The 26,242-nt window shown below is 63.5% G+C and carries 23 protein-coding genes and 1 pseudogene; 8 read left to right on the plus strand and 16 right to left on the minus strand.

Translation table 11 applies throughout. The annotated features are described in order from the left end of the window. Positions 1-51: 51 nt before the first annotated feature. From ACLB0R_RS03925 to ACLB0R_RS03935, 3 genes are all read left to right on the plus strand, one after another. The gene (locus tag ACLB0R_RS03925; RefSeq protein WP_416643091.1) at positions 52-1,287 is read left to right on the plus strand and encodes a tyrosine-type recombinase/integrase; all 1,236 of its coding nucleotides are present in this window, start codon (positions 52-54) and stop codon (positions 1,285-1,287) included. Positions 1,288-1,422: 135 nt separating this feature from the next. Continuing rightward, on the plus strand, positions 1,423-1,713 hold the full coding sequence (locus ACLB0R_RS03930) for a helix-turn-helix transcriptional regulator (RefSeq protein WP_416642041.1): 291 nt from the start codon (positions 1,423-1,425) through the stop codon (positions 1,711-1,713). After that, on the plus strand, positions 1,710-3,041 hold the full coding sequence (locus tag ACLB0R_RS03935) for a type II toxin-antitoxin system HipA family toxin (protein WP_434953710.1): 1,332 nt from the start codon (positions 1,710-1,712) through the stop codon (positions 3,039-3,041). Before ACLB0R_RS03930 ends, ACLB0R_RS03935 begins: the two co-directional genes overlap by 4 nt. On the opposite strand, the gene ACLB0R_RS03940 is transcribed toward ACLB0R_RS03935, so the two are convergent. The 8 genes from ACLB0R_RS03940 to ACLB0R_RS03975 form a co-directional block, all read right to left on the minus strand. Beyond that, a complete protein-coding gene (locus ACLB0R_RS03940; protein WP_416642043.1) occupies positions 3,015-3,215 on the minus strand; it encodes a DNA-binding protein in 201 nt (66 codons plus the stop codon). The genes ACLB0R_RS03935 and ACLB0R_RS03940 overlap by 27 nt on opposite strands. Then, the gene (locus tag ACLB0R_RS03945) at positions 3,212-3,442 is read right to left on the minus strand and encodes a DUF2274 domain-containing protein (protein WP_416642044.1); all 231 of its coding nucleotides are present in this window, start codon (positions 3,440-3,442) and stop codon (positions 3,212-3,214) included. The genes ACLB0R_RS03940 and ACLB0R_RS03945 overlap by 4 nt, the downstream gene beginning before the upstream one ends. 1 nt (position 3,443) lies before the next feature. After that, a complete protein-coding gene (locus ACLB0R_RS03950; protein ID WP_416642045.1) occupies positions 3,444-4,643 on the minus strand; it encodes a TrbI/VirB10 family protein in 1,200 nt (399 codons plus the stop codon). After that, on the minus strand, positions 4,640-5,620 hold the full coding sequence (trbG, locus tag ACLB0R_RS03955) for a P-type conjugative transfer protein TrbG (RefSeq protein WP_416642046.1): 981 nt from the start codon (positions 5,618-5,620) through the stop codon (positions 4,640-4,642). Before trbG ends, ACLB0R_RS03950 begins: the two co-directional genes overlap by 4 nt. Beyond that, on the minus strand, positions 5,617-6,420 hold the full coding sequence (gene trbF, locus ACLB0R_RS03960) for a conjugal transfer protein TrbF (protein WP_416642047.1): 804 nt from the start codon (positions 6,418-6,420) through the stop codon (positions 5,617-5,619). The genes trbG and trbF overlap by 4 nt, the downstream gene beginning before the upstream one ends. After that, on the minus strand, positions 6,420-7,721 hold the full coding sequence (trbL, locus tag ACLB0R_RS03965; protein WP_416642048.1) for a P-type conjugative transfer protein TrbL: 1,302 nt from the start codon (positions 7,719-7,721) through the stop codon (positions 6,420-6,422). The genes trbF and trbL overlap by 1 nt, the downstream gene beginning before the upstream one ends. A gap of 113 nt (positions 7,722-7,834) precedes the next feature. After that, the gene (trbJ, locus tag ACLB0R_RS03970) at positions 7,835-8,548 is read right to left on the minus strand and encodes a P-type conjugative transfer protein TrbJ (RefSeq protein ID WP_434953711.1); all 714 of its coding nucleotides are present in this window, start codon (positions 8,546-8,548) and stop codon (positions 7,835-7,837) included. A 231-nt stretch (positions 8,549-8,779) separates the two neighbouring features. Continuing rightward, positions 8,780-8,902 carry a hypothetical protein gene (locus ACLB0R_RS03975; RefSeq protein ID WP_416642050.1) on the minus strand — a complete coding sequence of 41 codons (123 nt, stop codon included), beginning with the start codon at positions 8,900-8,902 and terminating at the stop codon, positions 8,780-8,782. Positions 8,903-8,948: 46 nt separating this feature from the next. On the opposite strand from ACLB0R_RS03975, the gene ACLB0R_RS03980 reads away from it, so the two are divergent. After that, positions 8,949-9,242, plus strand: a complete 294-nt coding sequence (locus tag ACLB0R_RS03980) for a hypothetical protein (protein ID WP_416642051.1) — start codon at positions 8,949-8,951, stop codon at positions 9,240-9,242. Between the two features lie 19 nt (positions 9,243-9,261). On the opposite strand, the gene ACLB0R_RS03985 is transcribed toward ACLB0R_RS03980, so the two are convergent. Genes ACLB0R_RS03985 through ACLB0R_RS04000 form a run of 4 tightly spaced genes read right to left on the minus strand, consistent with a single transcriptional unit; the run spans position 9,262 to position 12,334 of the window. Further along, positions 9,262-10,305: a pyridoxal phosphate-dependent aminotransferase gene (locus ACLB0R_RS03985; protein ID WP_434953713.1), complete on the minus strand. Its 1,044-nt coding sequence runs from the start codon at positions 10,303-10,305 to the stop codon at positions 9,262-9,264. A 48-nt stretch (positions 10,306-10,353) separates the two neighbouring features. After that, complete coding sequence (locus tag ACLB0R_RS03990; RefSeq protein ID WP_416642053.1) at positions 10,354-10,545, minus strand: hypothetical protein; 192 nt, start codon at positions 10,543-10,545, stop codon at positions 10,354-10,356. Between the two features lie 31 nt (positions 10,546-10,576). Then, a complete protein-coding gene (gene def / locus ACLB0R_RS03995; RefSeq protein WP_416642054.1) occupies positions 10,577-11,197 on the minus strand; it encodes a peptide deformylase in 621 nt (206 codons plus the stop codon). A 36-nt stretch (positions 11,198-11,233) separates the two neighbouring features. After that, the gene (locus tag ACLB0R_RS04000) at positions 11,234-12,334 is read right to left on the minus strand and encodes a CmcJ/NvfI family oxidoreductase (protein ID WP_434953714.1); all 1,101 of its coding nucleotides are present in this window, start codon (positions 12,332-12,334) and stop codon (positions 11,234-11,236) included. On the opposite strand from ACLB0R_RS04000, the gene epsC reads away from it, so the two are divergent. From epsC to ACLB0R_RS04020, 4 genes and pseudogenes are all read left to right on the plus strand, one after another. Beyond that, a complete protein-coding gene (gene epsC / locus ACLB0R_RS04005) occupies positions 12,323-13,264 on the plus strand; it encodes a serine O-acetyltransferase EpsC (RefSeq protein WP_416642056.1) in 942 nt (313 codons plus the stop codon). The two genes, ACLB0R_RS04000 and epsC, sit on opposite strands and share 12 nt — an antisense overlap. 282 nt (positions 13,265-13,546) lie before the next feature. Then, positions 13,547-14,266 carry an SDR family NAD(P)-dependent oxidoreductase gene (locus ACLB0R_RS04010; protein WP_416642057.1) on the plus strand — a complete coding sequence of 240 codons (720 nt, stop codon included), beginning with the start codon at positions 13,547-13,549 and terminating at the stop codon, positions 14,264-14,266. Positions 14,267-14,300: 34 nt separating this feature from the next. Then, positions 14,301-15,278: an isopenicillin N synthase family dioxygenase gene (locus ACLB0R_RS04015; protein ID WP_416642058.1), complete on the plus strand. Its 978-nt coding sequence runs from the start codon at positions 14,301-14,303 to the stop codon at positions 15,276-15,278. A gap of 212 nt (positions 15,279-15,490) precedes the next feature. Beyond that, positions 15,491-15,784, plus strand: a pseudogene (locus tag ACLB0R_RS04020) (winged helix-turn-helix domain-containing protein); the annotation flags it as partial. 501 nt (positions 15,785-16,285) lie between these two features. On the opposite strand, the gene ACLB0R_RS04025 reads toward ACLB0R_RS04020, so the two are convergent. The 4 genes from ACLB0R_RS04025 to ACLB0R_RS04040 form a co-directional block, all read right to left on the minus strand. After that, the gene (locus ACLB0R_RS04025) at positions 16,286-16,723 is read right to left on the minus strand and encodes a hypothetical protein (protein ID WP_416642059.1); all 438 of its coding nucleotides are present in this window, start codon (positions 16,721-16,723) and stop codon (positions 16,286-16,288) included. Continuing rightward, positions 16,723-16,962, minus strand: a complete 240-nt coding sequence (locus ACLB0R_RS04030; protein ID WP_416642060.1) for a hypothetical protein — start codon at positions 16,960-16,962, stop codon at positions 16,723-16,725. The genes ACLB0R_RS04025 and ACLB0R_RS04030 overlap by 1 nt, the downstream gene beginning before the upstream one ends. Before the next feature lie 14 nt (positions 16,963-16,976). Beyond that, the gene (locus tag ACLB0R_RS04035; RefSeq protein ID WP_416642061.1) at positions 16,977-17,318 is read right to left on the minus strand and encodes an ArsR/SmtB family transcription factor; all 342 of its coding nucleotides are present in this window, start codon (positions 17,316-17,318) and stop codon (positions 16,977-16,979) included. Between the two features lie 391 nt (positions 17,319-17,709). Beyond that, positions 17,710-25,812: an autotransporter-associated beta strand repeat-containing protein gene (locus ACLB0R_RS04040; protein ID WP_434953715.1), complete on the minus strand. Its 8,103-nt coding sequence runs from the start codon at positions 25,810-25,812 to the stop codon at positions 17,710-17,712. Positions 25,813-26,242: the final 430 nt, after the last annotated feature.

Below are 26,242 nucleotides of genomic sequence, written 5' to 3' on the forward strand. Positions count from 1 at the left end.
AATGATGGTGTTTTTGATGGTGTCGGCGAGCCCATTGGAGATCGCACCATCATGGCACTGAATCACATCCAGATCACCAACGCCAAGCCCCGGAGCAAAGCCTTCAAACTGGCCGATTCCGACGGCTTGTATCTACTCATCCAGCCGAACGGCGCGAAGCTGTGGCGCATGAACTATCGGCACCTCGGGCGGCAGAAGACACTTTATTTCGGCGCTTGGCCAGAAGTTGGGATCGCCGCAGCGCGCCAGCACCGCGACAAGGCACGGGAGCAGATCGCCGCCGGTCTCGATCCCGCTGCCGAGAAGCGGATCGAAACCCTGGCGCGCAAGGTGGCGGCCGACAATACCTTCGAGACCATCGCCGAGGAATGGGTCGCCAAGTGCGAGCGCGAGGAGCGTGCGGCGATCACGCTCGACAAGATCCGCTGGCTGCTCGGCATGGCCTATCCGATGATCGGCAGCCTGCCGATCTCAAAGATTACGCCGCAAGAGGTCCTGGCGGTGCTGCGCAAAGTGGAGGCGACCGGCCGCTACGAAAGCGCGCGACGGATGCGCAGCGTGCTTAGCCGGGTGTTCCGCTATGGGATCGCCACCGCGCGGACCGACCGCGACGTCGCCGCCGACCTGCGCGGTGCGCTCATTACCCCGAAGGTCAAGCATCTCGCCGCCATCACCACGCCCAAGGAAGTTGGGGCGCTGATGCGCGCCATCGAAGGCTATACCGGGCACGGGATCACCGCGATCGCGCTTCGCTTGTCGCCTCACCTCTTCGTGCGTCCGGGTGAGCTGCGCCAGGCCGAGTGGGACGAATTCGATGTCGCCAAGGCGGTCTGGTCGCTGCCGGCCGAGAAGATGAAGATGCGCCGCCCCCATCGCGTGCCGCTTTCGCGCCAGGTGCTCGCGATGCTGGAGCAGTTGCGGCCGCTGACCGGCGACGGGCGATTCCTGTTCCCTTCGTTCCGATCGCCCCGCCAGTGCATGTCGGAGAACACCATCAACGCGGCGCTGAGGCGGCTCGGATATGGCCAGGAAGAGATGACGGCCCACGGGTTCCGCGCGATGGCAGCGACCCTGCTCAACGAGATGGGCATCTGGAACCCCGATGCGATCGGAAAGCAACTCGCCCACCTCGACACATCGATGGTACGCCGGGCCTATACGCGCGGCGAATATTGGGATGAGCGCGTGCGCATGATGCAGCACTGGTCGGATCATCTCGACCAGCTTCGAGACGGCGCGAAAATCCTTCGCCCGCAGTTCGGCAAAAACCGGGACAAGGAAGCATGATTCCGTCTCGTTTGGGCAGCACTCTATGCGATCGAACGATCACATGATAGTAATGCGATCGAACGCTCTCATTTTGTGATTGAGATCGAACGGTAACATGCGTATGAAGTGAGCGTTCGGTAGCAGGAGGATATCGTGCACGTCCGCACGGCCAAGGACATCGGCACGTTCATTCGTGACCAGCGCAAGCGACAGAAGCTCGACCAGGCAACGCTGGCGTCGCTGATCGGCGTCAATCGTCGTTGGGTCATGGAAGTCGAACGCGGCAAGCCACGCGCCGAAATCGGACTAGTGCTGAAGGCGCTGGAAGCCTTGGGCCTCGATCTCTCCATCGATCGACGCGAAATGCCCGGCTCCACCAGGGACGCGCTCGACATCGTCGATATCGACGCGATCGTGCGCAACGCAAAGGGGCCTGCCACGTGACCAAGGAGCTCTTCGTCCTGCTCTCCGATCGCGTGATCGGCCGCGTGACCCAGGACGAGCGCGCCAGATTGTCGTTCCTCTACGACGAAGCCTGGCGCGATGTCCGGGGCGCGTACCCGCTGTCGCTTTCGATGCCGCTTGCAGCGATCGAGCATCGGCACGACCCCATCAGCGCCTATATCTGGGGCCTGCTGCCCGACAACGAGCTCGTGCTCGATCGGTGGGCGAAGCGGTTCCAGGTCTCGGCCCGCAACCCCTTCGCGCTGATCGCCAATGTTGGCGAAGATTGCGCGGGCGCCGTGCAGTTCGTCCGCCCCGAGCGCCTCGATGCCGTTCTCGACAGCGAAGCCGGCGACGTTGCCTGGCTCGAGGAGCCGGAGATCGCCGCGCGCATCCGGCAGCTGCGCGAGGATCAATCCGCATGGCGCCGACCCGGCGATACCGGACAGTTCAGCCTGGCCGGCGCGCAACCGAAGACTGCTCTTCTCCTTCAGGATGGCAGATGGGGAGTGCCGTCCGGCCGCATTCCGACGACGCACATCCTCAAGCCCCCGAGCGCGGACTTCGATGGTCATGCCGAGAACGAGCATTTCTGCCTCGCGCTCGCACGCGTCCTCGGCCTCCCCGTGGCGACCTCGACCGTCATGCGCTTCGAGGACGAGGTGGTGTTCGTCGCGGAGCGCTACGATCGACAAGCGACCGGTCGCGGCGTCATTCGCATCCACCAGGAGGATATGTGCCAGGCGTTGGGCGTGCCGCCGACACACAAATATGAGAATGAAGGCGGCCCGGGCGTATCGGCGATCGCCGGCCTGCTGCGAGAGAATTCCCGGGCACCGGCCGAAGACGTCCAGACGTTCCTCGATGCCGTCGCGCTCAACTGGCTCATAGGCGGCACCGATGCCCATGCGAAAAACTATTCCATCCTGATCGGCGCCGCCGGTCGGGTCCGCCTGGCACCGCTCTACGACGTGGCGAGCATCTTGCCGTACGATGACTTCGATCCGATGCGCGTCAGGCTCGCCATGAAGATCGGCGGGAAATACCGCCTTCGCGACATTTCCCCGCGGAGCTGGGAGAAGGTCGCCGACGAGCTGGGAGTAGACCCGCAGGCACTATCCGAGCGCGTCCGCGCAATGGCCGATGCGCTGCCGGCTGCGGCCGAAGGCGTCCAACGCGACATGCGCGACGCCGGCATGGCACACGAGATCGTCGACCGGCTGGCCGATCGGTTGAAGGACCGCGCCGCGAAGAGCTCGAAGCTTTTTGCCCTGGCGGAAAGCGTCGCGGCGATGGGCAATTCAGCCGCTCGCATCACCGACGACTAGCGCCTTCAGGCTGGCATACTGGACAAGGGTCGTTCGGCCGACTTTCGCGATCTCGAGATCACCCGCCTGGATCAACTCGTAGATTCGAGACCGGCTCAACCCTGTGATGCGCACCGCGGTCGAAATACGCACGGTGAGCGGCTCGACCTGCCGTTCCCACGCCCGCTCGATCATTTCTGCCCCCGCAGCCGGGCGTCGCGCTCGCGAACGAAGGCGCGGTCGCTTTCGAGGAAAGTGGCGAGCATGGCAGGGATCAGCTCGGCGACCGGCTCGTCGCGCCCGTAGGTCTGGGCGTAGAGCCCGGCATAGTCGGCCAGCGCCTGGTGCAGATCGGGCAACACCGAGATGCTGAGCTTGATCGGCGTGCGATCGGGCAGCTGCGGAAGCTTGATGTCCGCCATGTCAGTCCTCCTTCCGATCCGAGGGTGCAAATACGAGGTCCTTGTGGACCACCAGCCGCACGGGCGCGCCGGGGCGAATGGCGATCGTCGGCTGGATGTCGAGACTGCGCTGGGTGATCTGGTCGCCCGCGCGCGCGACATTGTCCTGCGTCGACATGCGGATCGCCTGCACGAGGTCGCCCTGCCCGGACAGCGCCAGCTCCGAGCTGACGCCGAGCAGCGTGGACAGGACCACGCCCTTGAGCAGCTGCCAAGTGTGGAAGTCGACCTTGCCGGCAAGACCGCCATAGCCGGAAGGATCGGTTGCCGGCACGTTGTCGATGCGTAGCGAACTCCCATCCGGCATGACGATGCGCTGCCAGACGATGAGCGCGCGCTTCTGGCCGAAGGCCACGACGCTGTCATATGACCCGATGAGCCGAGCGCCCTGCGGCACCAGAAGCAAGCGGCCGGTGGCGCTGTCGTAGGTGTTTTCGGTCACTTGCGCCGTGACCAGGCCAGGCAGGTCGGAGCGGAGACCAGTGATCAGGCTGGCCGAGATCACGCTTCCCGCCGACAGCGTATAGGGGGACGGCAGCGGAGTCAGCGCGTGCGGATTAACGTCTCCCTTTGGGTCCAGCGCCGCCACGAAGGCGGCCTTGCGACCCTGGGCGTTGGGATCGCTTGTCGGATCGAGCGATGTCTTTCCCGGCTCGCTCGCCGGAGTTGCCACCGGCGGAGTGACTGCCGTCTCGCCAGTCGGCTGCGCTTGACGATTCTGCACGAGCACGCCGGACTCTCGCGCCGACTTCAGCTCGGCGAGGCGCCGCTCACGCTCTGCCGCCTCGGTCTGCTGGAGCTGTTGGTCGCCCGGATTTGTGCCCGCTGCGAGTTGCTGCTGCCGCTCGAGGATCGGCTTGCCGAGGTCGCCGGGAAGCGGCGGACCGAGCCGCGGCACGTCACCATAGGTGGCAGGCGCGCCATTGAGGGCATCGCTGTTCGGCCGCGCGGCGGGTTGTGACAACTCCTCCTGCGGCGCCGCACCCTGGAACAAGCGCGGTTTGAGAGCCAACCATGTCACCGCGGTCAAACTGACCGCGCCGATTGCCGCTATCGCGATGATGAAACCGCGCTTGAACCGGATCGCACGTGGCGGCCGGCTGCGGATCGCGAGCGTCTCGGGGTCGAGCTTGGCGGGCCGGGCCGATGCAGCCTCGGTCATGACCCCCTCCGCCCGCTGGCCTGTTGGCCGGTCCGGCTGATCCGCACGACGTCCTGGCGCTTCAGCCCCAGCCGCAATTCGGCGGTGTCGAACAGGCGGTCGACGACATAATAGCGGCCCTGTAGCCGATAGTTGACGAGGGCTGTGGTACCCTTGCCATCGACGAGAAACAGCGGCGGTGCCTCGCCCACGCCGATCGACGCTGGAAACTCGATAAAGGTCTGCCGGCCATCATCGAAGGCGCGCAGCGGCCGCCACGGCGGCTGGTCGCCGGTGATGGCATAGTCGAAGTGGAGTTGATCGACCGACAGGCCCGATGCGACCGGCTGGGCCGCGCGTGCCTGATCGGCGGCGGCCTTGAGCGCAATTAGCTGGTCCGCCGAATAGGTCCAGGACAGCGCTGCCATGGCGGTGTGCTCGGTGCTGGTCAGGGACAAATGATAGGTCCGCCGGTCGGTGACCACAACGGCGTTAGTGGCAAGGCCGCTGGCAAAGGGTTTCACCAGAATATGGGTGCGCTTTGTATCGCCACTGCCGCTCGTGGTGTCGCCGATCACCCAGCGGACCGTGTCGCCGGCCGCGACCGCGCCCAAGTTCTCGCCCGGCTGCAGCGCGATGTCGGTGACCTGCCCAGGTGCGGTGAACACATGATAGATCGTGCCGTCGCCATAGGGATAAACCTGCACCGCGTTCACATACCCGCCGGTCGCCGGTTCGAGCGTTGCCGCGCGATTAGCGGCGCGCACGCGCAATTCGGCTGGTGACGGAGGCCGGTAGACATGGCGTAGCGGCGGCTGTGTGGTCTTCGGCGTGCTGGCGACAGGCTGTACGATGACCGGTGACGTTGCGGCCGTTTCCGGAGTGACCGACGCTGAAGCTGGCGCGGCCGATACCGGCACGGTCGTGGTTGGTGTCGTCTGGGCAAGCGCGGGCGCGGCCACGGCAAGTGCCGTCGCTACAAGACAAGCGAATTTCATGGCTGGACCTCTATATTGGTGTTCGGGGCAACGAGGTTCGGATCGACCGGCGATCCGGCGGGGATGCTTGCCAGCGGCGCCGATGGTGCCGGCGTCGCCACAGCCTTGGTCGCGGCTGGTTCCAGTTCGCGGCTCCAGTCGATCGCGTCGACATAGATGCCGAGCGGATTCTTGCGGAGCGTGTCGGCACTGGTCGGCGGCGCCATCGCCACGGTCAGGATCGCGGTCCAATGCGCGACCCCAGTCGCTGCGCCGCGCTCATAAGACGTCTCGAGCCATTTCACCTGAAACGACTTGTCGGACGCGCGGACGACGCTGGTGATCTGCACCGAGACTGTGCGCTCGCCGACATGTCCGAATGGATCGGCCGAACGGGCATAGTCGCCGAGAAAGACCGCGCCGCGCTTCGTCGTGAAATCATAGGCCGAGAGCCAGTCCTGCCGCATCAGCACCGGATCAAGCGAAACCGTGCGCACATCGGCGATGAAACGCGACAGGAACCACGCGACCTGCGGGTCGGTCGGTTGATAGGTCCTATCGGCGGGCTGGATTGCCCGTGCTTCGCCGAGCCGATCGACCTCGACCACATAGGGCACGACCCGGCTTTGCAGCGATTGCCAGAGCAGGCCGCCCGACAAGCCAGTCGCGAGACCCAGGCAGCCAAATGCCATTAGTCGCCAGTTGCGCGCCTGGACCCGGGCGGAGCCGATCCGCTCGTCCCAAAGCTGGCCGGCGCGTTGATAGGGTGTTTCCGGTGCCGGCGTGCGCCCATAGCGCTGCACCGCTCGTTTGAAGAGCATCAGTCGTCCCTTTCCTTGATATCGGGGGTGGCGCCGTGGCCGCCACGATCGCCCTGCTGGACGGCGTGAATGGCGGTCTGGCCGTAATGGCGGGTGGATTGCTGTGCCTTTATCGCACGCGCCCATCCGGGCATGGCATCGGCGCCGCCTTCGGAAGCCGTTGCCGCCGCCGTCCGGTTGCTGAGCGCATTGAAGGCGGCCTGGCGGCCGGCCTCGGCCGCTTCGCCGATCCCGAATGCGGCGGACATGCGTGACCGGGCAGCACCACCGGCAGCGCTCGCCATCCCGGAGAGTCCCGCGCCGACGCTCGACGATCCGGCGGCTTCCTGTCCGAGCGTATAGGCGGTCGATGCCGCCGATCCCATTGCCGTTCCGGCGCGCACGGCGCCAAGGCCGGAAGCGGCAAGTCCGCGCGCCGCGCCGACCGCGCCGGCGCCGCCGAGATACATTATTCCGCCGGCACCGAGCACCGAACCGAGGGCGGCACCGGCGCCAAGCTGTGGTCCGCCGGAGACAAGCCCGGAGGCGATCGAAGGTCCGAAGATGCCGAGCCCGAACAATGCGAGGCTCGCCAGCACGAGGCTCATCGCCTTGCCGATGTCGGGTTCGGTGCCCTGCAGCGAGGCGGTAAACGGCTGGAAATAGTTGGAGCCGATGCCGACGATGACGGCAAGCACCATCACCTTGATGCCCGAGCCGACCACATTGCCGAGCACGCGTTCAGCGAGAAAGCTGGTGCGGTTCCAGAGCGCAAACGGCACGAGGATGAAGCCGGCCAGCGTCGTCAGCTTGAACTCGAGGATCGTCACGAACATTTGCACCGAGAGGATGAAGAAGGCGAGGATCACGATCACCCACGCAACCAACAGCACGACGATGGTCAGGAAGTTGTCGAAGAAGGTAGTGAAGCCGAGATACTGATTGACCTGTTGGAGTAGCGGCCAGGCCGCCGAGAAGCCGGTGCCGGCGAGCCGACCGGGCTTCAAAAGATCGTCGGCCGACAGCGTTCCGCCGCCCGCCGTCAGGCCAGCCTTGGCGAAGGAATCGAAGATGATAGTCGACAGCGTCGAGAAGCTGTTCAGGATGAACGCGAACGCGCCGATATAGAGGATCTTGCGGATCAGCCGGCCGAGCACATTGTCCTCGCCGCCCAGCGCCCAGAACAGACCGGCGAGCGTGATGTCGAGCGCGATCAGGGTGCGGCTGAGGAAACCGACATCACCGCCCAACAGCCCGAACCCGCTGTCGATATAGCGGATGAAGGCCTGCATGAACTGATCGATGACGTTGAGGTCGTTCACAGCGTTTCTTCCTGTGGTGATGCGAGAGATGCCGCGGGGCTCGACCGGGGGAGCAAGGGGCGACCGAGCCCCGCGGCGGCACCGGCGGGAGCCGGCACCCATGCCGGCGACGCCTACCGGGGGGTGTAGGCGTTGCCGGAGCCGAGGAACTTGGTGGTCGCGCTCCGGGCGTCGGTTTGGCTCTGCGTCCGGTTAGCGCGCTCGATTGCGTCGGCGCGATATTGCGCCGCCATCAGCGTCTGGATCTGGAACTGCTGCTTGGCGACGAGCGCGAGAAGCTGGTTGGTCGCCTGGCTGGCCTGCAGGGCGCCTTGAGCTCCCTGGCTGCGCTGGACGATGCCGTTGAGCGTCGCCTGATCGGCCGCGATATTCTCGACCACTTGCGCCTGCACGGTCATGGTCTGCTTGTACGCCGCCATCGACGTGTCGAGCCGGCTTCGCGCGTCGATCACATGCTGGTTGTTGGTGAGCGCCTGGTTGAAGCTGGTCGGGAACATGCGTTGGAACTGCTGGTCGAGATTGGCGACGCGGAACTGGATGCCCCGTGCCTGCGCCATCAGCACATCGACCTGCCGGATCGTTTGCTGGAGCGCCTGCAATTCCGGGAAGCTGATCGTGGTCAGGTTCCGCGCCTGGTTGATCAGGCTCTGCGCCTGGTTCTGCAGCATCTGAATCTGGTTGTTGATCTGCTGCAGCGTGCGCGCCGCCGTCAGGATGTTCTGGCTATAGTTGCCCGGGTCGAAAACGGTGATTTGTGCGTGTGCCGGCGTAGGCACAAGGCTCACCGCCATCCCGAGCGATCCGACGGCGCTCGCTGCGATTAACATGGCGCTTGATCGGCCGCGTCGGCCGAATGGGGACCGTTTAATCATGTGCGACTCCTTGACGTGTAGGAGCCTGCAAGTTCAGTCAGATTTGATGCTGGCGGCAGAGCCTATCGGGTGCCATCCAGTACCGGTCTAGGGCCAGCCGAGACAGCTACGGCGCGAAACCACGTCTGCTTCGCGCCCTAATTCCAGCCGCCAGAGCTAATTCAAAATGACCCTAGAAGCAGACGCTCAGCTCTGCGGCCCAAACTCTCGCTCATAGCGCCGCAGGCATTCGGTGAGTGAGCGCTCTGCGGCGGGCACGAAGCGTTCTCCTGTGCTGGCAAGGGCATGGGTGCGATCAAGCCGGAACATCCTGAAGTCCTTACGGGTCTCGCACAAAGCGAGCAGAGCCCACACCTTGCCCGAAAACCTGGCCCCAGTCTATTGGCTGTTTCTGACGCTGAGTGGCGTGGCACTTATCCGGCTGCGGCGACGGCGGCGAGAGGTCAATCGACCCTATCGCGTGCCCTTCTATCCCCTGGTTCCCTTGGCCTTCCCCCTCGGGTCCGGCTATGTCGTCATCGCCAGCCTGCGCTATGTCGGCTGGACCGGCTCGCTGCTCAGCCTGGGCGTCCTGGCGCTCGGCCTACTCGCTGGTTTTGGCCTGGCGAAGCTGATCGGTTCGCCCGCAAACAGGGGCGTTGCGACCTGATCGCATCGGTGGCGCAGATTTACGCCAAGATCGCGAGAACGCGATCGGTCTCGCGCGGCGTCCCAACCGTGATCCTTACCCAACGGTCGAGGGGCGGGAATGGCCTGCCGATGGCGATACCGGCGGCGGCAAAGCGCTGGCGAAGCCGGTCGGGATCGGGCGGCGCGAAGAACACGAAATCCGCTTGGCTGTCGCTATGGCGCCAGCCAAGTCGGTCGAGTGTCCGATGAATCCGACCGCGCTGGACCGCTATGGCCTGACGCACCAACTGGACATGACCTTGATCGCCGAGCGCCGCGCGCGCCGCCGCGACCGCCAACCGGTCAAGCGTATGCGGCGAACTGATCCCGGCGGCGCGTAATTCGGCGGCCAACGGGGCCGGAGCAATCGCATACCCGATCGGTAGGCCGGCCAGTCCGTAAGCCTTGGCCAGGGTCCGGAACACCAGCACATTCAGGCCCTCCCGCACCAGACGGACGGCGGTGCGACGCTCAAAGGCATCATCATATTCAAGATAGGCTTCGTCGACGATCACCAGCGCGCGGGACGACGCAGTGCGGATAAAGGCATCAAAGGCATCGACCGCATTGACCGTGCCCGACGGGTTGTGCGGATTGACCAGCGACACTGCCAAGGTCTGCGCGTCGATCGCGCCTGCGAGCGCCGGCAGGTCGTTTTCGAGTGCCGCGTTGAGGGCAATGCCGCGGCCCACCACGCCCACCGCCGCGCCGGCATCCGTCAGTTCGGTATAGCCGGGCGTCGAATAGACAACATTGCCCCCGCCCGATCGACCCAGCCCTAGATGCACGCCCAACGGACCCAGCACATCGCCGATCACTACTTGCGCCGGCGCAACTCTTTCGAGGGCGGCAATCTGCGTCGCCAGGGCATTCGCCTCGTCCTCATTGACATAGCGGTTGAGGTGCGCCAATTCAGCCTCGATGGCATGACGCACCCTGGGCGAGGGGCCGAAGCTGTTTTCATTGAGCGACAGCCGGATCTTGCCCGTCGTGGTGCCTGCGTTGGCCGCCGAGGAAGCCAGGACCGCGATCCCTGCAAGCAACCCGTCGCGTCGTGACAGGGTAATTCCAGCGCGCGAAGGCATTGCCGGTCAGACTTCCAGTTCGCGCGTCGGCACGACGTTGGAGAAGATCGGCTCGATGGGTTCGGCGCCCGGTTGACCAGCCTTTGGCCAGTTGAAGGCATTCACCGGTCGCGACCGGTTCACCCACAATGTGTCATAGAGATGGTCAACGCGTGGATCGTCGGCGTTAGGTCCGTTGGGCGCGTGTGTTTCACCCACTGCCATCCTCCTGCGTTGCAACGTCCGCCGTTCATTCCGCTTCCAACGCCGCCAGGTCGCCGTCGGGAAAAAGCGCCTCGATAAAACCGAACCTGGTCATGTCCCTGATTCGATGCGGATAGAGAATGCCGTTCAGATGATCGAACTCGTGCTGGAACACGCGGGCATGAAATCCACGGGCCTCCCGCGCCAGCATCTCGCCATTTTCGAGCGTGCCACCGTAGCGGATGTGCGTCGCGCGCGGTACCATCCCGCGCATGCCGGGCACTGAAAGGCAACCCTCCCAGCCTTCCTCGGTCTCGTCGGTCAGCTCGTCGAGCCACGGATTGATCAACGTGGTGACCGGCACGGGTTGTTCGTCGGGATAGCGGGGGTTGTGATGGAAGCCGAAAATCATCAGCCGAAGGTCGACCCCGATCTGCGGCGCCGCCAGCCCGACGCCATTCGCCGCGTGCATTGTCTCGTACATGTCGGCGATGATCGGCTTCAACGCGGGATCATGAACGTCCTCGACCGGCTTTGCCACTCTCAGCAAGCGGGGATCGCCCATGCGCAGTATCTCCCTAATCACCGTGGTTTCCTGGTAATCAGGCCTGTGAAGCGGTAAGCCAGGGGACAATCCTTGCTCGGCATCGTTCGATCCGCCCTGCATTGCGCCAGGATCATCGTGGAAGATGCAAAGACGATGTCAGTCGAAAAAGGCAATCGTTCTAAACTCGATACTTTGCCGCGGCGGCGTTCCGGGCGGCGTGGTTGCGTCCTCAAAAGCGCTGTGAGGCGCGAAGCGTGCAACGTCGGGGTCGGAATCCCAGCATTTGATCAGCAAGGCCTCGTCGGGCGTCAGATCGGGCACATAAAGCCAGCGCTGCCGCGGATTATGAGCAAGTAGATATATCTCACCACGCCGATTGGGGAAGATCAGGTCGCTGGCGATCAGGTCGTCGGCGTCGATGCTGCGTGCGTCGCCGACCACCAGTGGCCAGTCGCGTGCCGGATGCGCGATCGGCCGCCACACGTTGATGATCGCCGCTCGCTTGCCGAAACGCTGGAAGTCCTCACCCATTATCTCGCGGACCCGTTTAGGGCCTGACCAGACCGTCTGGTCGACATGGACGCGCGTGGCGGGCTGTCGGGGTATGCCGGTGGTTCGATCGGCCGCGCCCTCGCTTCGGCGGCGAAGGGTGTGATCGAACACCACCACGCGCGATGCGCCGGTGACCTCTCTCACCAAAGCCGCCGCCTCAGGGTGACCCAGGGCAAGCGTCTGCGCTTCGTCCCAATAGTCCCGGACGGCCGTCGGGCGCCGTACCAGCGCGACGCCCTCGACATCCAGGTTCAGCTGGTCCGCGAAAGGGCGCGCGTTCTCGACTCGCACCGTTAGCGATCGAATGTCGCTACGGATCGGTTCGACGCCCTCTGGCGGCGGCCCGACATGGGCATAGGGTTTTTCGGTACTACGCTCGGCGAACTGCAATGTCCCCTCAACGGCGCTTGTCGCCCAAGGATCGCTTTTGAGATTGGTCGCAACAGACATAGGTCGGCCTTTCCGATTGTCCGTATCTTCGCGCTGACGACCAATTTTTCGGTGCGGCAAATCGTCAAGGCGCTGCGGGCGCCATGACCCGAAGCTCGCGTTCTGCCAGATATATACAATTTCCAATTCCCATCCATCTAATAGGAAAACTTTGTCGCCGCGTGGCAATTGTGCAGCGTATCCATCGTCGCCAGCGATAGAGTGACGACGCCGACGAAGGCGCGGTGCTGACGGAGCGATCGAATGGCCGATCAACTGGAGGCGAAGGCGATCGCCTTTCCGCATGAGCTCGGCCTCGTGGTGGATGCGCTGGAGGCGGCACGCGCCGACTGGCGGGAAAGCCATGCCCGGCATACCGAACACGGCAGCAAGTTTCCGTCACGCATCGCGCTCAGGCGGATTGTCCGCGAACTGGCGGCGACGCTGTTCCCGTTGCGATCGAACCTGCCCGAAGTGACGGCCGGCAACGAAAATGTCTGGGTCGAACGGACGCTCGAGTCTGTCCTGTCGCAACTGGCGGCGCAGATCGGCCTCGAACTGCGGATTTCCCACCCCGGCATCGAACCGGCGGCCGAGGGCTTCGAGGCAGAGCGGATCATTGGTGCCTTCGCGGCCGCCCTGCCCAATCTCCGGCGATTGCTCGATGCGGATGTCGACGCCAGCTACGAAAACGATCCCGCCGCGCGAAGCGTGGATGAAGTCCTGATCTCCTACCCATCGCTGACCGCGATCATTCACTACCGCGTCGCGCACCTCCTCTATCTGCTCGGCGCGCCGCTGGTCGCGCGGATCATCACCGAGATTGCCCATTCCGAGACAGGGATCGACATTCACCCCGGGGCCGAGATCGGGCGCAGTTTTTTCATCGATCATGGCACCGGCATCGTCATCGGCGAGACGGCCCGGATCGGCGACCGCGTGCGGCTGTTCCAGGGCGTTACGCTGGGCGGCGAGCCGAATGCACCGGGCACGGCGCATTCCGACGATGCCCTGCGCGGGCGGCGACACCCGACGATCGAGGATGATGTGGTGATCTTTGCGGGTGCGGTCATCCTCGGGCCGGTGACGATCGGTGCGCGCTCGCGGATCGGTGGCAATATATGGCTGCGCGGCGACGTCCCGCCGGACAGTCTGGTGGAGCTGTCGCCGCCGTCGATCCGCCGTATCGAGACCGCCGTCGCGTGACGCAGGGCCTCGCCAATGGCCGCGCCCGTGGCGCTTCGGGGCACCTGAGCTATCGTACGCTGCAAGTGCTGGTTTGTAACGGCAAGGGGCGCCTGACGACCATGCAGGAGCTGGTCGCGATCGAGACCGACACTGAGTTGCCGCCAGTAGACCATTCGGGCGAGGAACCACGGATGCGTGAGCCAGCACCTAGCCGGGCCGACCCTTTGCGGTTTTTGTGTCGGGGATGGCCGGGAAGCCGAGTCCAGTGCGCCGATTTTCAACAGATGGAGTAAGGTAGATATGGTCGAGGAAGCGCGCTCCACGTCCGTTCCGTATCGCACTGCGCTGATCGTTGGGACCGGGCCGGGCATCAGCGCCTCGGTCGCCCGCGCGCTGGCGGCGGACGGCGTGAAAGTGGCGGTCGCCGCGCGAAACACCGGCAAACTGGCAGCGCTCGCTGACGAGACCCGCGCGCTGGCGTTCACCGCCGATGCTACCGATCCCGCAGCGGTCGCTCGGTTGTTTGAGCAAGTCGAGGCCGCGATCGGTGTGCCCGATATGGTGCTCTACAATGCCAGCGGCCGGGTCCGCGGGCCCATTGTCGAGCTTGACCCGGAAGAGGTGCGCCGCGCGATCGAGATATCCGCCTGGGGCGGGTTCCTGGTGGTTCAGCAGGCGGCGAAGCGGCTGCTGCCGCTCGGCCGCGGCGCGATCCTGCTGACCGGCGCCACGGCGAGCGTGAAAGGCTTTGCCCAATCCTCGGCGTTTGCAATCGGCAAGTTCGGGTTGCGCGGTCTGGCGCAGAGCGCGGCGCGCGAGCTGGCACCAAAGGGCATCCATGTCGCGCATTTCGTGATCGATGGCGGGGTGCGCAGCGCGACGCGGCCCGACCTCGCCGGCCGCCCCGACGCGACGCTCGACCCCGACGCGATCGCGCAAAGCTATCTCGACGTGCTGCGCCAGCCGCGTAGCGCGTGGAGCTGGGAGATCGAGCTTCGACCATGGGTGGAAAATTTCTGATGCGGCGGCGTCCCGGCGCGTCCCGGCGGCCAGCATGACCGACACGCTGCCGGTAATCGACCTGTCGCGGCTGCTCGCCGGCGAAGATGATGCGGCAACCGCCGCCGCGATCGACCGCGCGGCGCGCGACACCGGCTTTTTCTATCTCGCCGGTCACGGCATCCCGCTCGCGCTGTTCGACGATGTCGAGCAGGTCGCGCGGCGCTTCTTCGCGCTGCCCGAGGCCGACAAAGCGGCGATCGCAATGGCGCGGGGCGGACGCGCGTGGCGCGGCTGGTTCCCACTCGGCGGCGAGCTGACCTCGGGCCGGCCGGACGGCAAGGAAGGGCTGTATCTCGGCGAGGAACTGGGGCCAGACGATCCGCGCGTCGCGGCGCGCTGGCCGCTGCACGGCGCCAATCTTTGGCCGGCCGCCCTGCCCGAGCTGCGCCCGGTGGTCGAGCGCTGGCTGGCAGCGGTAACGCGCGCGGCGCATGCGCTGACCCGTGGCGCCTCGCTAGCACTGGGCTTGCCGGGCGATGAAATTGCGCGCCGCTACACCGCCAGGCCGACACTGCTGTTCCGCCTGTTCCGCTATCCGCCCGGCTGGACGGGCGGCGACGGAGTGGGCGAGCACACCGATTACGGCCTGCTGACGCTGCTCGCGCAGGATCGGCATGGCGGGCTGGAAGTGCGGATCGGCGATGACTGGCTGGCGGTCCCGCCGCGCGAGGGGCTGCTGGTCGTCAATATCGGCGACATGCTCGACCGGCTGACCGGCGGGCGGTGGCGTTCCACCCCGCATCGCGTGGTCAATGCAGGCGATGTCGAGCGCATCTCGTGGCCGTTATTCTTCGATCCCGCCTATGACGCCCGCATCGAGCCGCTGATCGCGCCCGACCCCGCAGACGTGCGCTCAGTGCGCCGCTGGGACGGGATCGACCCCGGTCAGTTCGATGGCAGCTATGGCGACTATCTGTTCCGCAAGGTCGGCGCGGTGTTCCCGCAGCTTGCGCGGACCGAATTGGACTAACCGCGCACAAGCCGCCGGTCCGTCGCCAGCGCAAACCGAGGTTCGCGCCGATCGCCACCGGTTCATTTCCGCGGTCAACGGGATCAGGCTGTTTCAACGGCATGGAGGCGGTATTGATCGACCGGATCGCAGCCAAGTCCCGCGCCGCGAAGATCACCGTCTAAGCGCATTTCGTTGACAAGCGCGTTTCAGCCCCTTCCGGCCAGAGCCCCGAATTATCACCGACGGAGCGTCGCTTGCTGTGGCGCTTCTTGGAAGGTCAGGGACGTGTCCTAACGCGCGAATTTCTCGAGCAATTTCTTGCGACGGGTGGATCGCCTCGAAGCAGTCGCGCGGTTGACGTTGCAATCAGCCGATTGCGCGGGAAACTGGTCGAAAATGACCCTCGTGGCGGAGGGCTTTTCCAAGGTGTTCGGCAGGATGGATATCGCTTTACCGGGCAGTTGGGGGCCGTGGACCCGGAGGAAACAGGCATTTGGTGGCATTCGGATCACCCGTCTTCATGAACGAGCTCGCGAATACGGTTGCGCCTGCGCAAGTTACGTTGACAGGTTGGACTGCACCTGGTTGCCGGAAGCCTGTTGGTTTGAGTCACGCGGACAATATGGTGGCAGCGGGAAGGTGGAATTCGCTTGCCTTACTTCTTTTAACCCTCCCACGACCCGCTCTCGGTATCAGCTGCTTCGCCACTCAGTCTCTGGGTTTGGGCGAGATTTGTCACGCAATGCTTGCGCGAATGTTGCGTCGGCAATGCGCCCCACAATCGGTCATACCGCGGACGCGCGGACAATCCTGAAAGCAGCCCTTCCGCCGGTAGCCGGGCGACGGCTGGAATGAGGTGGAGAGCGGAACGGCGGCTTTTAGTAAGGCGGGACGCCGCAGAAGACATTGTGGAGGCGCCGCCTTTCCCGAAAACGGTCGGATTTTGGGATCGCCCCCGGCTCCTCACAATCCCGGAAATCGAAAAAAATTCATCGAGCGCGTGGATAGCAAGGCATGCCCCACATTCATTGAGGCTTGGCCGTTGCCCTCCGCCACGGCTCCGCAGGCGCTGCTATATAGGCGCGCCAGAAATAGCCCCAAGGCATGACGATCGGCGTCAGTACAATCGCCATCGAACAGGCGACCACGTTACTCCATACGCCTTCGGTCATCTGGCCGGCCGAATAGAGCGGTCCTGCGACAAAAATGAACCACAACGCCTTCCACAGGAATTCGTAGATTACGAGCGGCAGAAGCCTCAGCGGATGAGGGACGCCAAAGAGGGCCATCGGTGCCAACGCACCCAGCAGGGCGTATTGCGCGCCGTTTTCAACACCCCACGCCGGCGAGTGCGATACCAGGTCGGGCCAGAATACCGTAAAAGAACCCGAGGCCATTAGCGCGTAATAAGCACGGAGCATGTTAAGCCGCAGCGGCGACACCAAGGGACCTTCGTGCTCCATTATCCGACTTCTCGCAGCATGGCATAGATGCTCGCCAGCGTCTGGGACTGACGCTCTTGTGTGTCCTCGATGGTCTTCAGAGCGATGCTGATCTGGGAAAGCTGATTGGCGTTACCCGCTATCAGTGCCCTCAAATTGGATTGTTCCGTGATCTTCGCCCGCGCCGCTGCGTAGGACGAGGCGTACTTCATCGCGAATACGATCACTGCTGTTACCGGAAGAACCAGTATCGTCAGCATATATATGCCGGGACTCATCTCTTCATCTCCTTCGCGTCTGTGAGAGTTGCGACAAGTCGCGCGATCAACTCGGGCGACAAAGGTAATTGGAACGGCACAATTTCGTACTGCCTCATGGCCTTTCCGTCTTGGGATAGACTGAGTTCGCTGCAGACAAGTCCGGCAGCTTCAAGCTTTTCCAGGTGCAGGTACAGGAGTGGCCGACTTATGCCGACAAGCCTCGCCAACTCACTGACGTGAGGGCGTTTACCGTCAATCAACGTAGCAACGATGCGTAGTCGATGCGGGTTTGCCAGCGCAATCAGCGCCCGCAACAGATCATCACCGGTGGCTAACTCGCCTTTCATGGCTGTCATATGTCAGAATATTATAACACATGCAAGATATATCCATGGCGCGGCGAACGGCTGGCATCATTTCCGAGAAGGAAGCTACAGCGGGAAAGTCGCTTGGCCGATCGCGCCGATGATCGGGCCGGTCACCTGCGTTTCCAAATCTGTTCCCGATTGTTCTCTCCTGAAATGGCCTGCGGGAGACGGAAAATCGGGAAAGATCGCGCCTGACGAATGCCCGTAATCCGGAGCCCGCATTGCGAGCCTAAGCATGCGGAATTGGGGCACTAGCGCCGCTGGCGAAGGCAAATAACTTGTTGGCAGCAAGGCGCCCTAACAGCAGCCGCTCGACCCCCTTATACTGCAACTGGGATGGTCGGAGCCGCAGACAGCACAGGCTGTCTGCGGTCCGTAATCAGAACCGCAAGCGGATCGCAGCCGTAATGCGCTCCTCCTGTTGGCGCTTGGCGAGCGTCGTTTCAAAGCCCAGCCCAAGCGACACATGGTCGTTGGGTCGCGCGTCGAGCCCGACATTCACTAGCCCGGCGACGGGAGCGAGCCGCGCGCCGTTGATCGTGTAGGTGCCGGTGCCGGTTGGCGCCCCAGTGAACGCCAGCGCGCTCTTGGTATCGAGATCGCCGAACTTATAGGTCACGCCGCCGCCGATATAGGGGACGACTTGCCCGCCGAGCGCATTGAACGCCTTGGAGAGCCGGCCCTCGCCGGTCGCGGCGTAGATGGTCCGCGTCTCCCGCGCTGCCTGGAGCGACAAGCCGCCGATGCCGGTTTCCGTAAACGCATTGCGGGTGACATGCGTCGCGGTGAAGCTGGCTTGCGGCGTGAACACCACGGCGTTGCCGAGCGAAACGCGATAGCCGAACTGGCCGGCCGCCGAATAGCCGCTTGTCTTCGGCGTCGCGGTTGCCGCGCCGATGGCCATTCCGCCAAAGCTCACGCGACGGCTGCTGAAGATATCGCCGCTGAAATAGCTGCCGATTCCGCTCGCATAGAAGCGGCCATTGTCGAACGCGAGATAACCGCCGCCTTGGTAGAGCGTGCCATGATTGCGCGACGAGCGATCCTGAACCTTGGATTCAACGTCACTCACCGCAAAAGCGCCGCCGATGCTCCAATCGCCGCGATTGAGCTCGATGCCTCCGGCGATGCCCGCCGCATAGGTTGCGACCTTGGCCTGGCCCGGCAGCCCCGAGATGAAGCCGTTCTCGCCAAGGCCCTGGAGCCACGCGGTGGCGCCGTTGCTGCGCGGACGCGTCAACCCCGCGGCACCGAAACCGGTGCCCGCGCCGATTGCGGGCAGGCTATTCGCCCTGGCACTTCCGGCAATCTGGGCATCTTGGCTTGCGCCAACGCCAAAGGCGAGGCGGCTGCGGAGCAGGTCACTGAAATCCTGCGCCGCGATCGAGATAGACGAGGTGATGTCGCTGATCGATTCGCCCGATACGCTGTCGAACGTCGCGGCGCGCTGGTCGGGAGCCTGGCTGGCAAGCCCGTTCAGGATCGACGCCCAATTATCCGAAGCTGTGAACGCGCCGCCGTTGAACGCCCCGCCTACCATATATTGGTTGCCGGTGGCGCCGCTGCCCAGGCCGCTCAGCATGTCGATCTGGCGACGCAGTTCCAGGACAACGCTGTTGGGCATAAGATCATAGCGCAAGCGCCATTGCAGGTCCGGATTGTTTAATATCTGCGTGAAGCTGCTGCCGTTGGCGAAGGTGCCGGTCAGCGATCCGCTGCTGATGAGCAGATAGTTCTGCATCACCTTGTAATTGGCGCTGGGCTCGATGCCGCGAGCCACCACGGTGCCACCGGTGAGCATGGTAGCGCCACTAACTGCGATACGATCGGCGGCGAAATTGCCCGCCGAGCCGGCGAGATCGAACGCCAACGTACCGCCCGATACATTCAGGCTGCCGGCGCTGAACCCGGCGATTGGCTGGGTCGAAATGCCGGGCGAAACGGTGCCCGAACTGATGTTGAGGCTGCCCGCGATGCTGGCTGCGCCGATCAGCGTGCCGCCCTGAACATAGACCGACCCGGCGGTCGATCCCGCAAACAGCGTCGTTCCGGCGTTGAGATTGAGCAGCCCGGTCATCGCCAGGTTACTCGCGAGCGTGAAGGTGCCCGTGCCGACCTTGTCGATCGCTCCGCTGCCAGTCACGTTGCCGGCAAAGCCAAAGTCGGTGCTGCCACCAACGGTCAACCTACCGCTGCCGAGCGCGACGGTGCCGTTACCCCACAGCGCACCGATTGCCTGGCTTTGGCTGGCAAGGTTGAAGGTCGCCCCATTGGCGACCTGAACCGTCGCCGTCGAACTCAAGCGGTTCGACGCGCCGAGCGTGAGCGTACCGGCATTGACGCTGACCAACGCCGCCGCCGAGGTGCCATTCACGACCGACGTGCCGCCCAGTTGAAACAGCGTCCCTGCACCGAGATTGGCGTTCACCGTCGCACCGGTCAGCTGATATTGCGCGGCGGTCAGCGTGCCCGTGCCTGCCAGCGTACCGTTGTTGAGGGCGAACAGCCCAACCGTGTTGCTGTTCGCGCCGAGGTTGAGTGTCGCATTGGCACCGACCACGACCGTGGCGGTATTGGCGAGGCGATCGCTCGCGCCCAGAGCAAGCGAGCCGCCGTTGACCATCACATTGGCCGCAGCCGCCGTGCCGTTCAGCGTCGATGTGCCGCCCAGCTGGAACAGATTGCCGGTGCCCAGATTGGCATTAACGGTCGCGCCATTCAGGTCGTATTCGCCCGCCGTCAGCGTACCCGTGCCCGACAGCGTGCCCGCGAGCGCTAGGATTCCCACGGTGTCGCTGTAGCTCAGCAGATCGAACATCGCGCCAGTGCCGACAATCACCGATGAGTTGTCCGCCAGTCGATCGCTGGCACCGAGCCGCAGCGTGCCGCCGCTGACCGTCGTCGCCCCGGTATAGCTGTTGCTGCCAGCCAGCGTGAATACGCCCGAGCCGAGTTTGGTGATACCGCCGCTGCCCGTCGCGGATCCGGCGAAGGTTGCGCTGCTGTTGTCGCCGCCCAGCGTAAGGGTGTTCGCCCCGAGTGAAACCGCGCCACTGCCTGACAGGTTGCCGATCGTCTCGCTGTTGAGCAGCGCCAGCGTGCCGCCACTGTTGACGACCACTGCATTGGAGTCGGCAATCGCCTGACCACCCGACAAAGCGAGCGTGCCGGCGTTGACAGTCGTTGTGCCCGTATAGCTATTAACACCGGCCAGGACGGCCGTGCCCGCCCCGTCAAACACCAAAGGCTGCGCACTGCCGCTTTCCGAAATCTGGCCAGTCAAGGTAGCAACAACCCCGGCATCGACCTTGATATGCGTCGAGTCGTTGACGGTATCCGTAGACGCAAGGACAATGTTGTTAGCGTAGCTACCGGTCGCGCCATATTGGATTGTAGGATCGATCGCGGTGATCGTCCCCGTCCCGAAGGCGCCGGCGCTGGTCGCTCGAATGGTGGCACCGTTGACGTTAATCGCCGCCGCGAGGTTGCTCGTCGCGTTGAATACCAAGGTGCCCGCTGGCGACCCCGTGCCTGCATTGATCTGCGAGATGCCGTTGCCGGTCGCGTCACCCGTCAGCGTCCAGATGCCCGTGCCGGTCTTGGTCACCGTGCCCAGGTTGGCCGACCCCGTCATCGTGAAGGTGCCGGCGGCGCCGTTGGCAAGCGTGCCGTCGCCGCTACCGTCAAGCACCAGCGCGTTGGTGCCGCCGCCGCCGTTCAGCGTGCCGTTCAGCGTCGATCCGGTAAGCAATGTCACCGTATCATTGCCACTGCCGCCGACGAAATTTCCGTTGAGCGTGCCGGCCAGGGTATAACCGTTGGTGCCGGTCGTGCCCGATGCATCGATGCCGCCATTGACGGTCGAACCTGCGTTCAGCGCAACGGTGTATGTCGCGCCGCTTAGCAGAATGCCCGCGCCGCCACCAAAGCCCGAGATAGTGCCACCCGACTGGTTGGTGATCAAGCCGCTACCACCGGAGAGAGTGATGCCGCGACCGCCGCTTACCATGGTGTCGATCGTGCCGCTGTTGGTGATGCTAGTGCCGGCGCCTTCTGAATAAATTGCGCTGGTGGCCGAGCCGACGCTGGAACCTGGCACAAAAACTTCGCGGATTAGCCCCGTGTTGGTGATCGTCGCGCTGGCACCGGCGCCGAAGCCGTAGATGCCGGATTCACCACCGGTCAACGTGCCGTAGTTATTGACGACGCTGTTGGCGCCCGCAAACTCGACCGCATCGCTGACGGTGCCGGTGCCGCTGATCGTGCCGCCAACATTGTTCGTGATGTTCACGGCAGCTTGATAGGTTGAAATCCCCCATACGCCGCCGGAAATCAAACCGCTGTTTGTAACAGTGAGCAGGCCGTAATCGGCTTCGATGGCCTCTTGGAGGGATGTCGGCCCATATGTTCCGTTGCTGCTACCGAAAATCTGACCGCCGCTATTGTTAATGACGGTGCCGCCGTTGCTAAGGTAAACTCCAACGCCCTGGTAGGCCGCGCTGGTCGACCCCTGAACAAAAGCGCCGTTCGAAATACTGCCTGCGCCTATCGTGCCGCTGTTGGTGATCGTGCCGGTTGTGGCCGAAATGCCGCGTGCGTAGCCAGCAACGATTCCGCCGCCATTGTTGGTCAGCGTAAGCGTACCGGTATTGCCGATGCCGTAGCCCAAGCCGTCAGTTGAATGGATTTGGCCGCTATTGGTGATGGTGAAGCTGCCATAGCCCGATATGCCGTTATACCGCGCGACAATCGATCCGGTCGCAAAGTTGTTGACCGTCAGCGCGCCTGAGCCGTTCTGGTTCTCGATCCCAGTATATACATTGCCCTTGATCAAGCCGTAATTGTTGATGGTCAGCAAGCTTGCCGCACGCAAGACGTGGTTGATGCCCGCATTCTGGCCGCTGATAGTCGCTGCCGCGTTAGAGGGGCTGCCGTTGTTGATAACGGTTGTACCCGATGACGTATAAACGCCGATTGCCGCACCGATCGTGCCGTCACCGCCCGTCCCGGTATTGGAGATCGAGCCGAGATTGTTGATTGTTGCGTTCGTGCCCGTTGCGCGCACGCCAAGATATTGGCCGCCTTGGACCAAGCCACCCAAGGCGACGGTAAGGTCGGCGCTCGTGCCGGTCAGGGCCACGGCGCTGTTGGTCGCGCCGCTGCGTGTGCCGCCAATTGTCAGCAGGGCATTGCTGCCATTGACCGACAACTGGCCCGTCGTGGAGATGGTGCCGTTGAGCGTGGTGCGGCCGATAGAGGTGACGTTGATCGAGCCTGCGCCATCGATATTGCCGGCATAAGTACCCGCGCTCGGTTGGTTGAGCTCAAGCGTCGCACCGCTCAGGATATGCGCGTCACCAGCGCCGAGTGACGCAGCATAGGCTTGCAGTGTCCCGGCCTGAATCGTTGTGCCGCCTGAGAAGCTGCTGGTGCCAGTTAGTGCGTACGTGCCGCTACCCTGTTTGACCAGGCCGCCCGTCCCGGTGAAACTGCCACTATACGTGCCGCTCGCGCTAGAGATGGTGAGCGTATTGCCGCCGAGGGTCGTCGTCCCTGTCCCTAGCAGATTGAGGATCGAAACGCCGCCGGTGTGGCCCGAAATGTCGAACGCCGCATTGTTGGTGATCTCGGTTGAACCAAGCGTGCCGTTGCCGCCAAGGGCCAGCATGCCGCCAGATATGGTTGTGCTACCTGTATAGGTGTTGTTGCCGGTCAGGGTCTGGGTGCCGGTGCCGGTCTTGATCAGCACGAGCGTGCTGTTCGGAATGTTGTTGTTCTGCAACGTACCGTCAAATGTTCCCGACCCGTTGTCGACGCCGATCGTCAAGCTGCCGAGGCCGTGATAGCCGTTGCGTATTGTGCCCGTGCCCGTCAGAACGTTGACGTAGATATTGCCCTCAACGCCATCGAACACGGCTCCTGAAGCTACATTGAGATTGGCGAGGTTGCCGGTCCAGAAGCCCTGAACCGATGCGCTGCCGGCGACGTTGCCGCTTTGAATATCGATGAGCCCACCCGAGCCGAGCGTAAAGGTTACCACACCGGCATTGCCCAGCGATACGTAGCCGTTACTCGTACCCGTAAAGCGAATGGTGCCATTGCCCGAATAGGTGCCAGCCTTAATGTAAAGGTCGCCGCCGGTCTGGTTGTCGAACTGCAGTACCGCGCCGGAATTGATTGTAACGCCTCCTGAGCCGAGCGCCGACGCTGTGTTGCTTTCGACGACGGTACCGTTGCTGATCGTCGTCAGCCCCGCATAGTTATTGGCTCCGTTGGTGAGAATTGCGGTGCCAAGACCGTCAAAGATCAGCGGCTGCGCGGTGGCGCCGCTCTGCGTGATCTGGCCGGTGAGAGTCGCGGCGATACCGGAATCGACCTGGATGCGCGTCGGGTCATTGACCGTATCGTTCGAAGCCAGAACGATGTTGTTGCTGTAGGTGCCAGTCGCGCCATATTGGATGGTCGGGTCGATCGCAGTGATCGTGCCGGTGCCAAACGCGCCCGCGCTCGTCGCGCGGATGATGGCGCCGTTGACGCTGATGCCACCGGTTAGGCCAGTGGTTCCGCTGAAGATCAGCATGCCCGCCGGGCTGCCGGTGCCGGCGTTGATCTGCGCGATCCCCGCGCTGGCCGCATTGCCGGCGAGCGTCGCCGTGCCGGACTGATGGGTAAAGAGCTGGAAGTTCGACAGGTTTGAAAGGTCGAGCGTTGCGCTGTTACCTGCTCCCAGCGAGCTATAGAAATTATTTGTACCCCCGCCGGCGTCGATCAGGCCGCCGATCGTACCACCCTGCCAGGTGAAGCTGTCGTTTGCACTCCCAAAGGTCGCCGCTCCCATCGACCCAGTGCTGGCGAGCGTCCAGTTGACCGCACCAGTTGCAAAGGCGCCGCTATAGGCACCCGTCAAGGTACCGGCGAGCGTTACGTTCGTCGTTCCCCCAGCTACCGAGTAGATGCTTCCGGTCGTTGATCCTGCCTGAAGATCGAGCGTGTTGATGGCGGTGCTACCGGAGTTGACCAAGGCAATGGCAACCGCGCCGTTATTTCCTCCGTTACCGGTGATGGATCCACCGCTCCGGTTAGTGATCGACGCGGCACCACCACCGACGTAGATTCCTGTAGCACCTGCCGCGATTGTGCCTGAATTATCGAGCGTTAGCGAGGCGCTGCTGTAAATGCCAATCGCGCTCCCTACTGAGCTGATCGTGCCGGTGTTGGTGACATTGCCCGCCTGCAAGAACTCGATCGCCGAGCCGGCGTTTGCAGTCGAATTGGTGATGGTGCCGTGGTTGACAACGATGCCGTCGCCCGCCTGAATTCGTAGAGCACGGCTGTTCGTGCCGCTCGCGGTCACTGTTGCTCCCGTGCCAACGGTTACAGTAAAGCCTTGGCCAACGGTGTTGATTGCTGCTAACCCTATGCCGCCGCCGGTGACATTCGCATTGACGTTAACCGCGTTGCCGCTGGCCGCACCGCTGACAGCGTATATCCCGGCACCCGATGCGTTGATCGCGGCATTGTTGGTGACGGTGACTGTCCCGGTTCCTGTGCTCTCAGCGTCAACGCCCGTCCGGAAAGCGGTTGTGCCGCCGATCGCGGCACCGACAGTGATCGTCGTTGGTTGATCGGTACCCGCCGTCAAAATACCGGTGCCGGATCCCGAGCTGATCGCATCGATCGTGCCCGTACCGCCGGTTGTAATGGTTGCACCCGCGCCGCCCGTCACGCGGATGCCGATGGGTGCCGTTATGGCCGACTGTGAGTCGACAGCGCCGACGCTATTTGAGGCAGGAGCAAGGTCGATACCAACCTGCGTGGCGCTGATCGATCCGCCAGTCGACTTCACATAGGCATAAAGTTGTCGCGTATCGGTCGTCGACAAATGGACGCCGGTAGCGAAGCCCGAAATGGTTGAGTTTCCAAGATAGGCTTCAGGATTCAGCTGCGCCGAAATGTTGATGCCCGTTACTGCGCTGCCGCTGGCGACAAAATGCTGGGTCAGGTTGTCAGAGTGAAAAGCTACGTATCCGTTTGGGTTGTTGATATTGAACCCATAGCTACCCGTAAACGTTGATCCACCGGTAGTGAAGCTCACGCCCATATTTCCGGGGTTGCTGATCGCAACCGCCGCGCCACCGGTAACAGTAGTGGATATATTGTTGGTGCCGTTTATAGTGACGCCCAATCCATTGCTGCCTGACGGGACTTCGATCGAAAGCGCGTTAACGGTCGGTCCAGTTGTCGTCTGCTGGATGCTAACCCCGTTGACGGTCACGCTTGCGCCGGAGGGAAGGTTGTAACGACGTAGACCGCCACCTGAGCCGGTCTGATCGGTGGTCGACCCACCGCCGCCGACGATGGTCCCGGAGCCGCCCGCAGGTGTTACGGTCTGCGCGGCTACGGGAGTGGCGATCGAAACCCCAACCAGCGCGGTCGATGCCAGCAGGGCATTGCGCAGTATCGCGTCGCGCGCAGCCGCCATAGGCGAAAAAGCAATCCGATGCGATCCAAGCGAACCAAGGCGCTCACCGCCCGCTTTGCGCAGATACGCAACATCACCCGCGTACGCGCCAACGACCGAACCCAACCGCGTCATGTAATGTCCCCCTTGACCCGCCAGGTTTGTGCGGAAATCGCGGCTTGTTAACAGAACAGTTGCCAAGCCATTTGAACGTATGGAGCTCGATTTTGGTACGTATGTTCCTTTCGGGACGTCATCTGGGTCAATCTGTCACAATTCGGTACGCGGGACGCCGTGGTGTCCTGAAATTCTCGGGGCGCTTGCTCAAAGGACCCGACGCGATCCGCTGAAATGCGCAGCATTCGAGAAAGCTCAGCCACACAGCCAGGCCGGCCAGTTTTCGGCCATCGCGATGACCAATCGGCCGCGTAAACCCGCCCTATCGGCGGTT

Origin of the sequence: Sphingomonas sp. GlSt437, from assembly GCF_048015635.2 — a bacterium.
Classification (GTDB): Bacteria; Pseudomonadota; Alphaproteobacteria; order Sphingomonadales; family Sphingomonadaceae; genus Sphingomonas.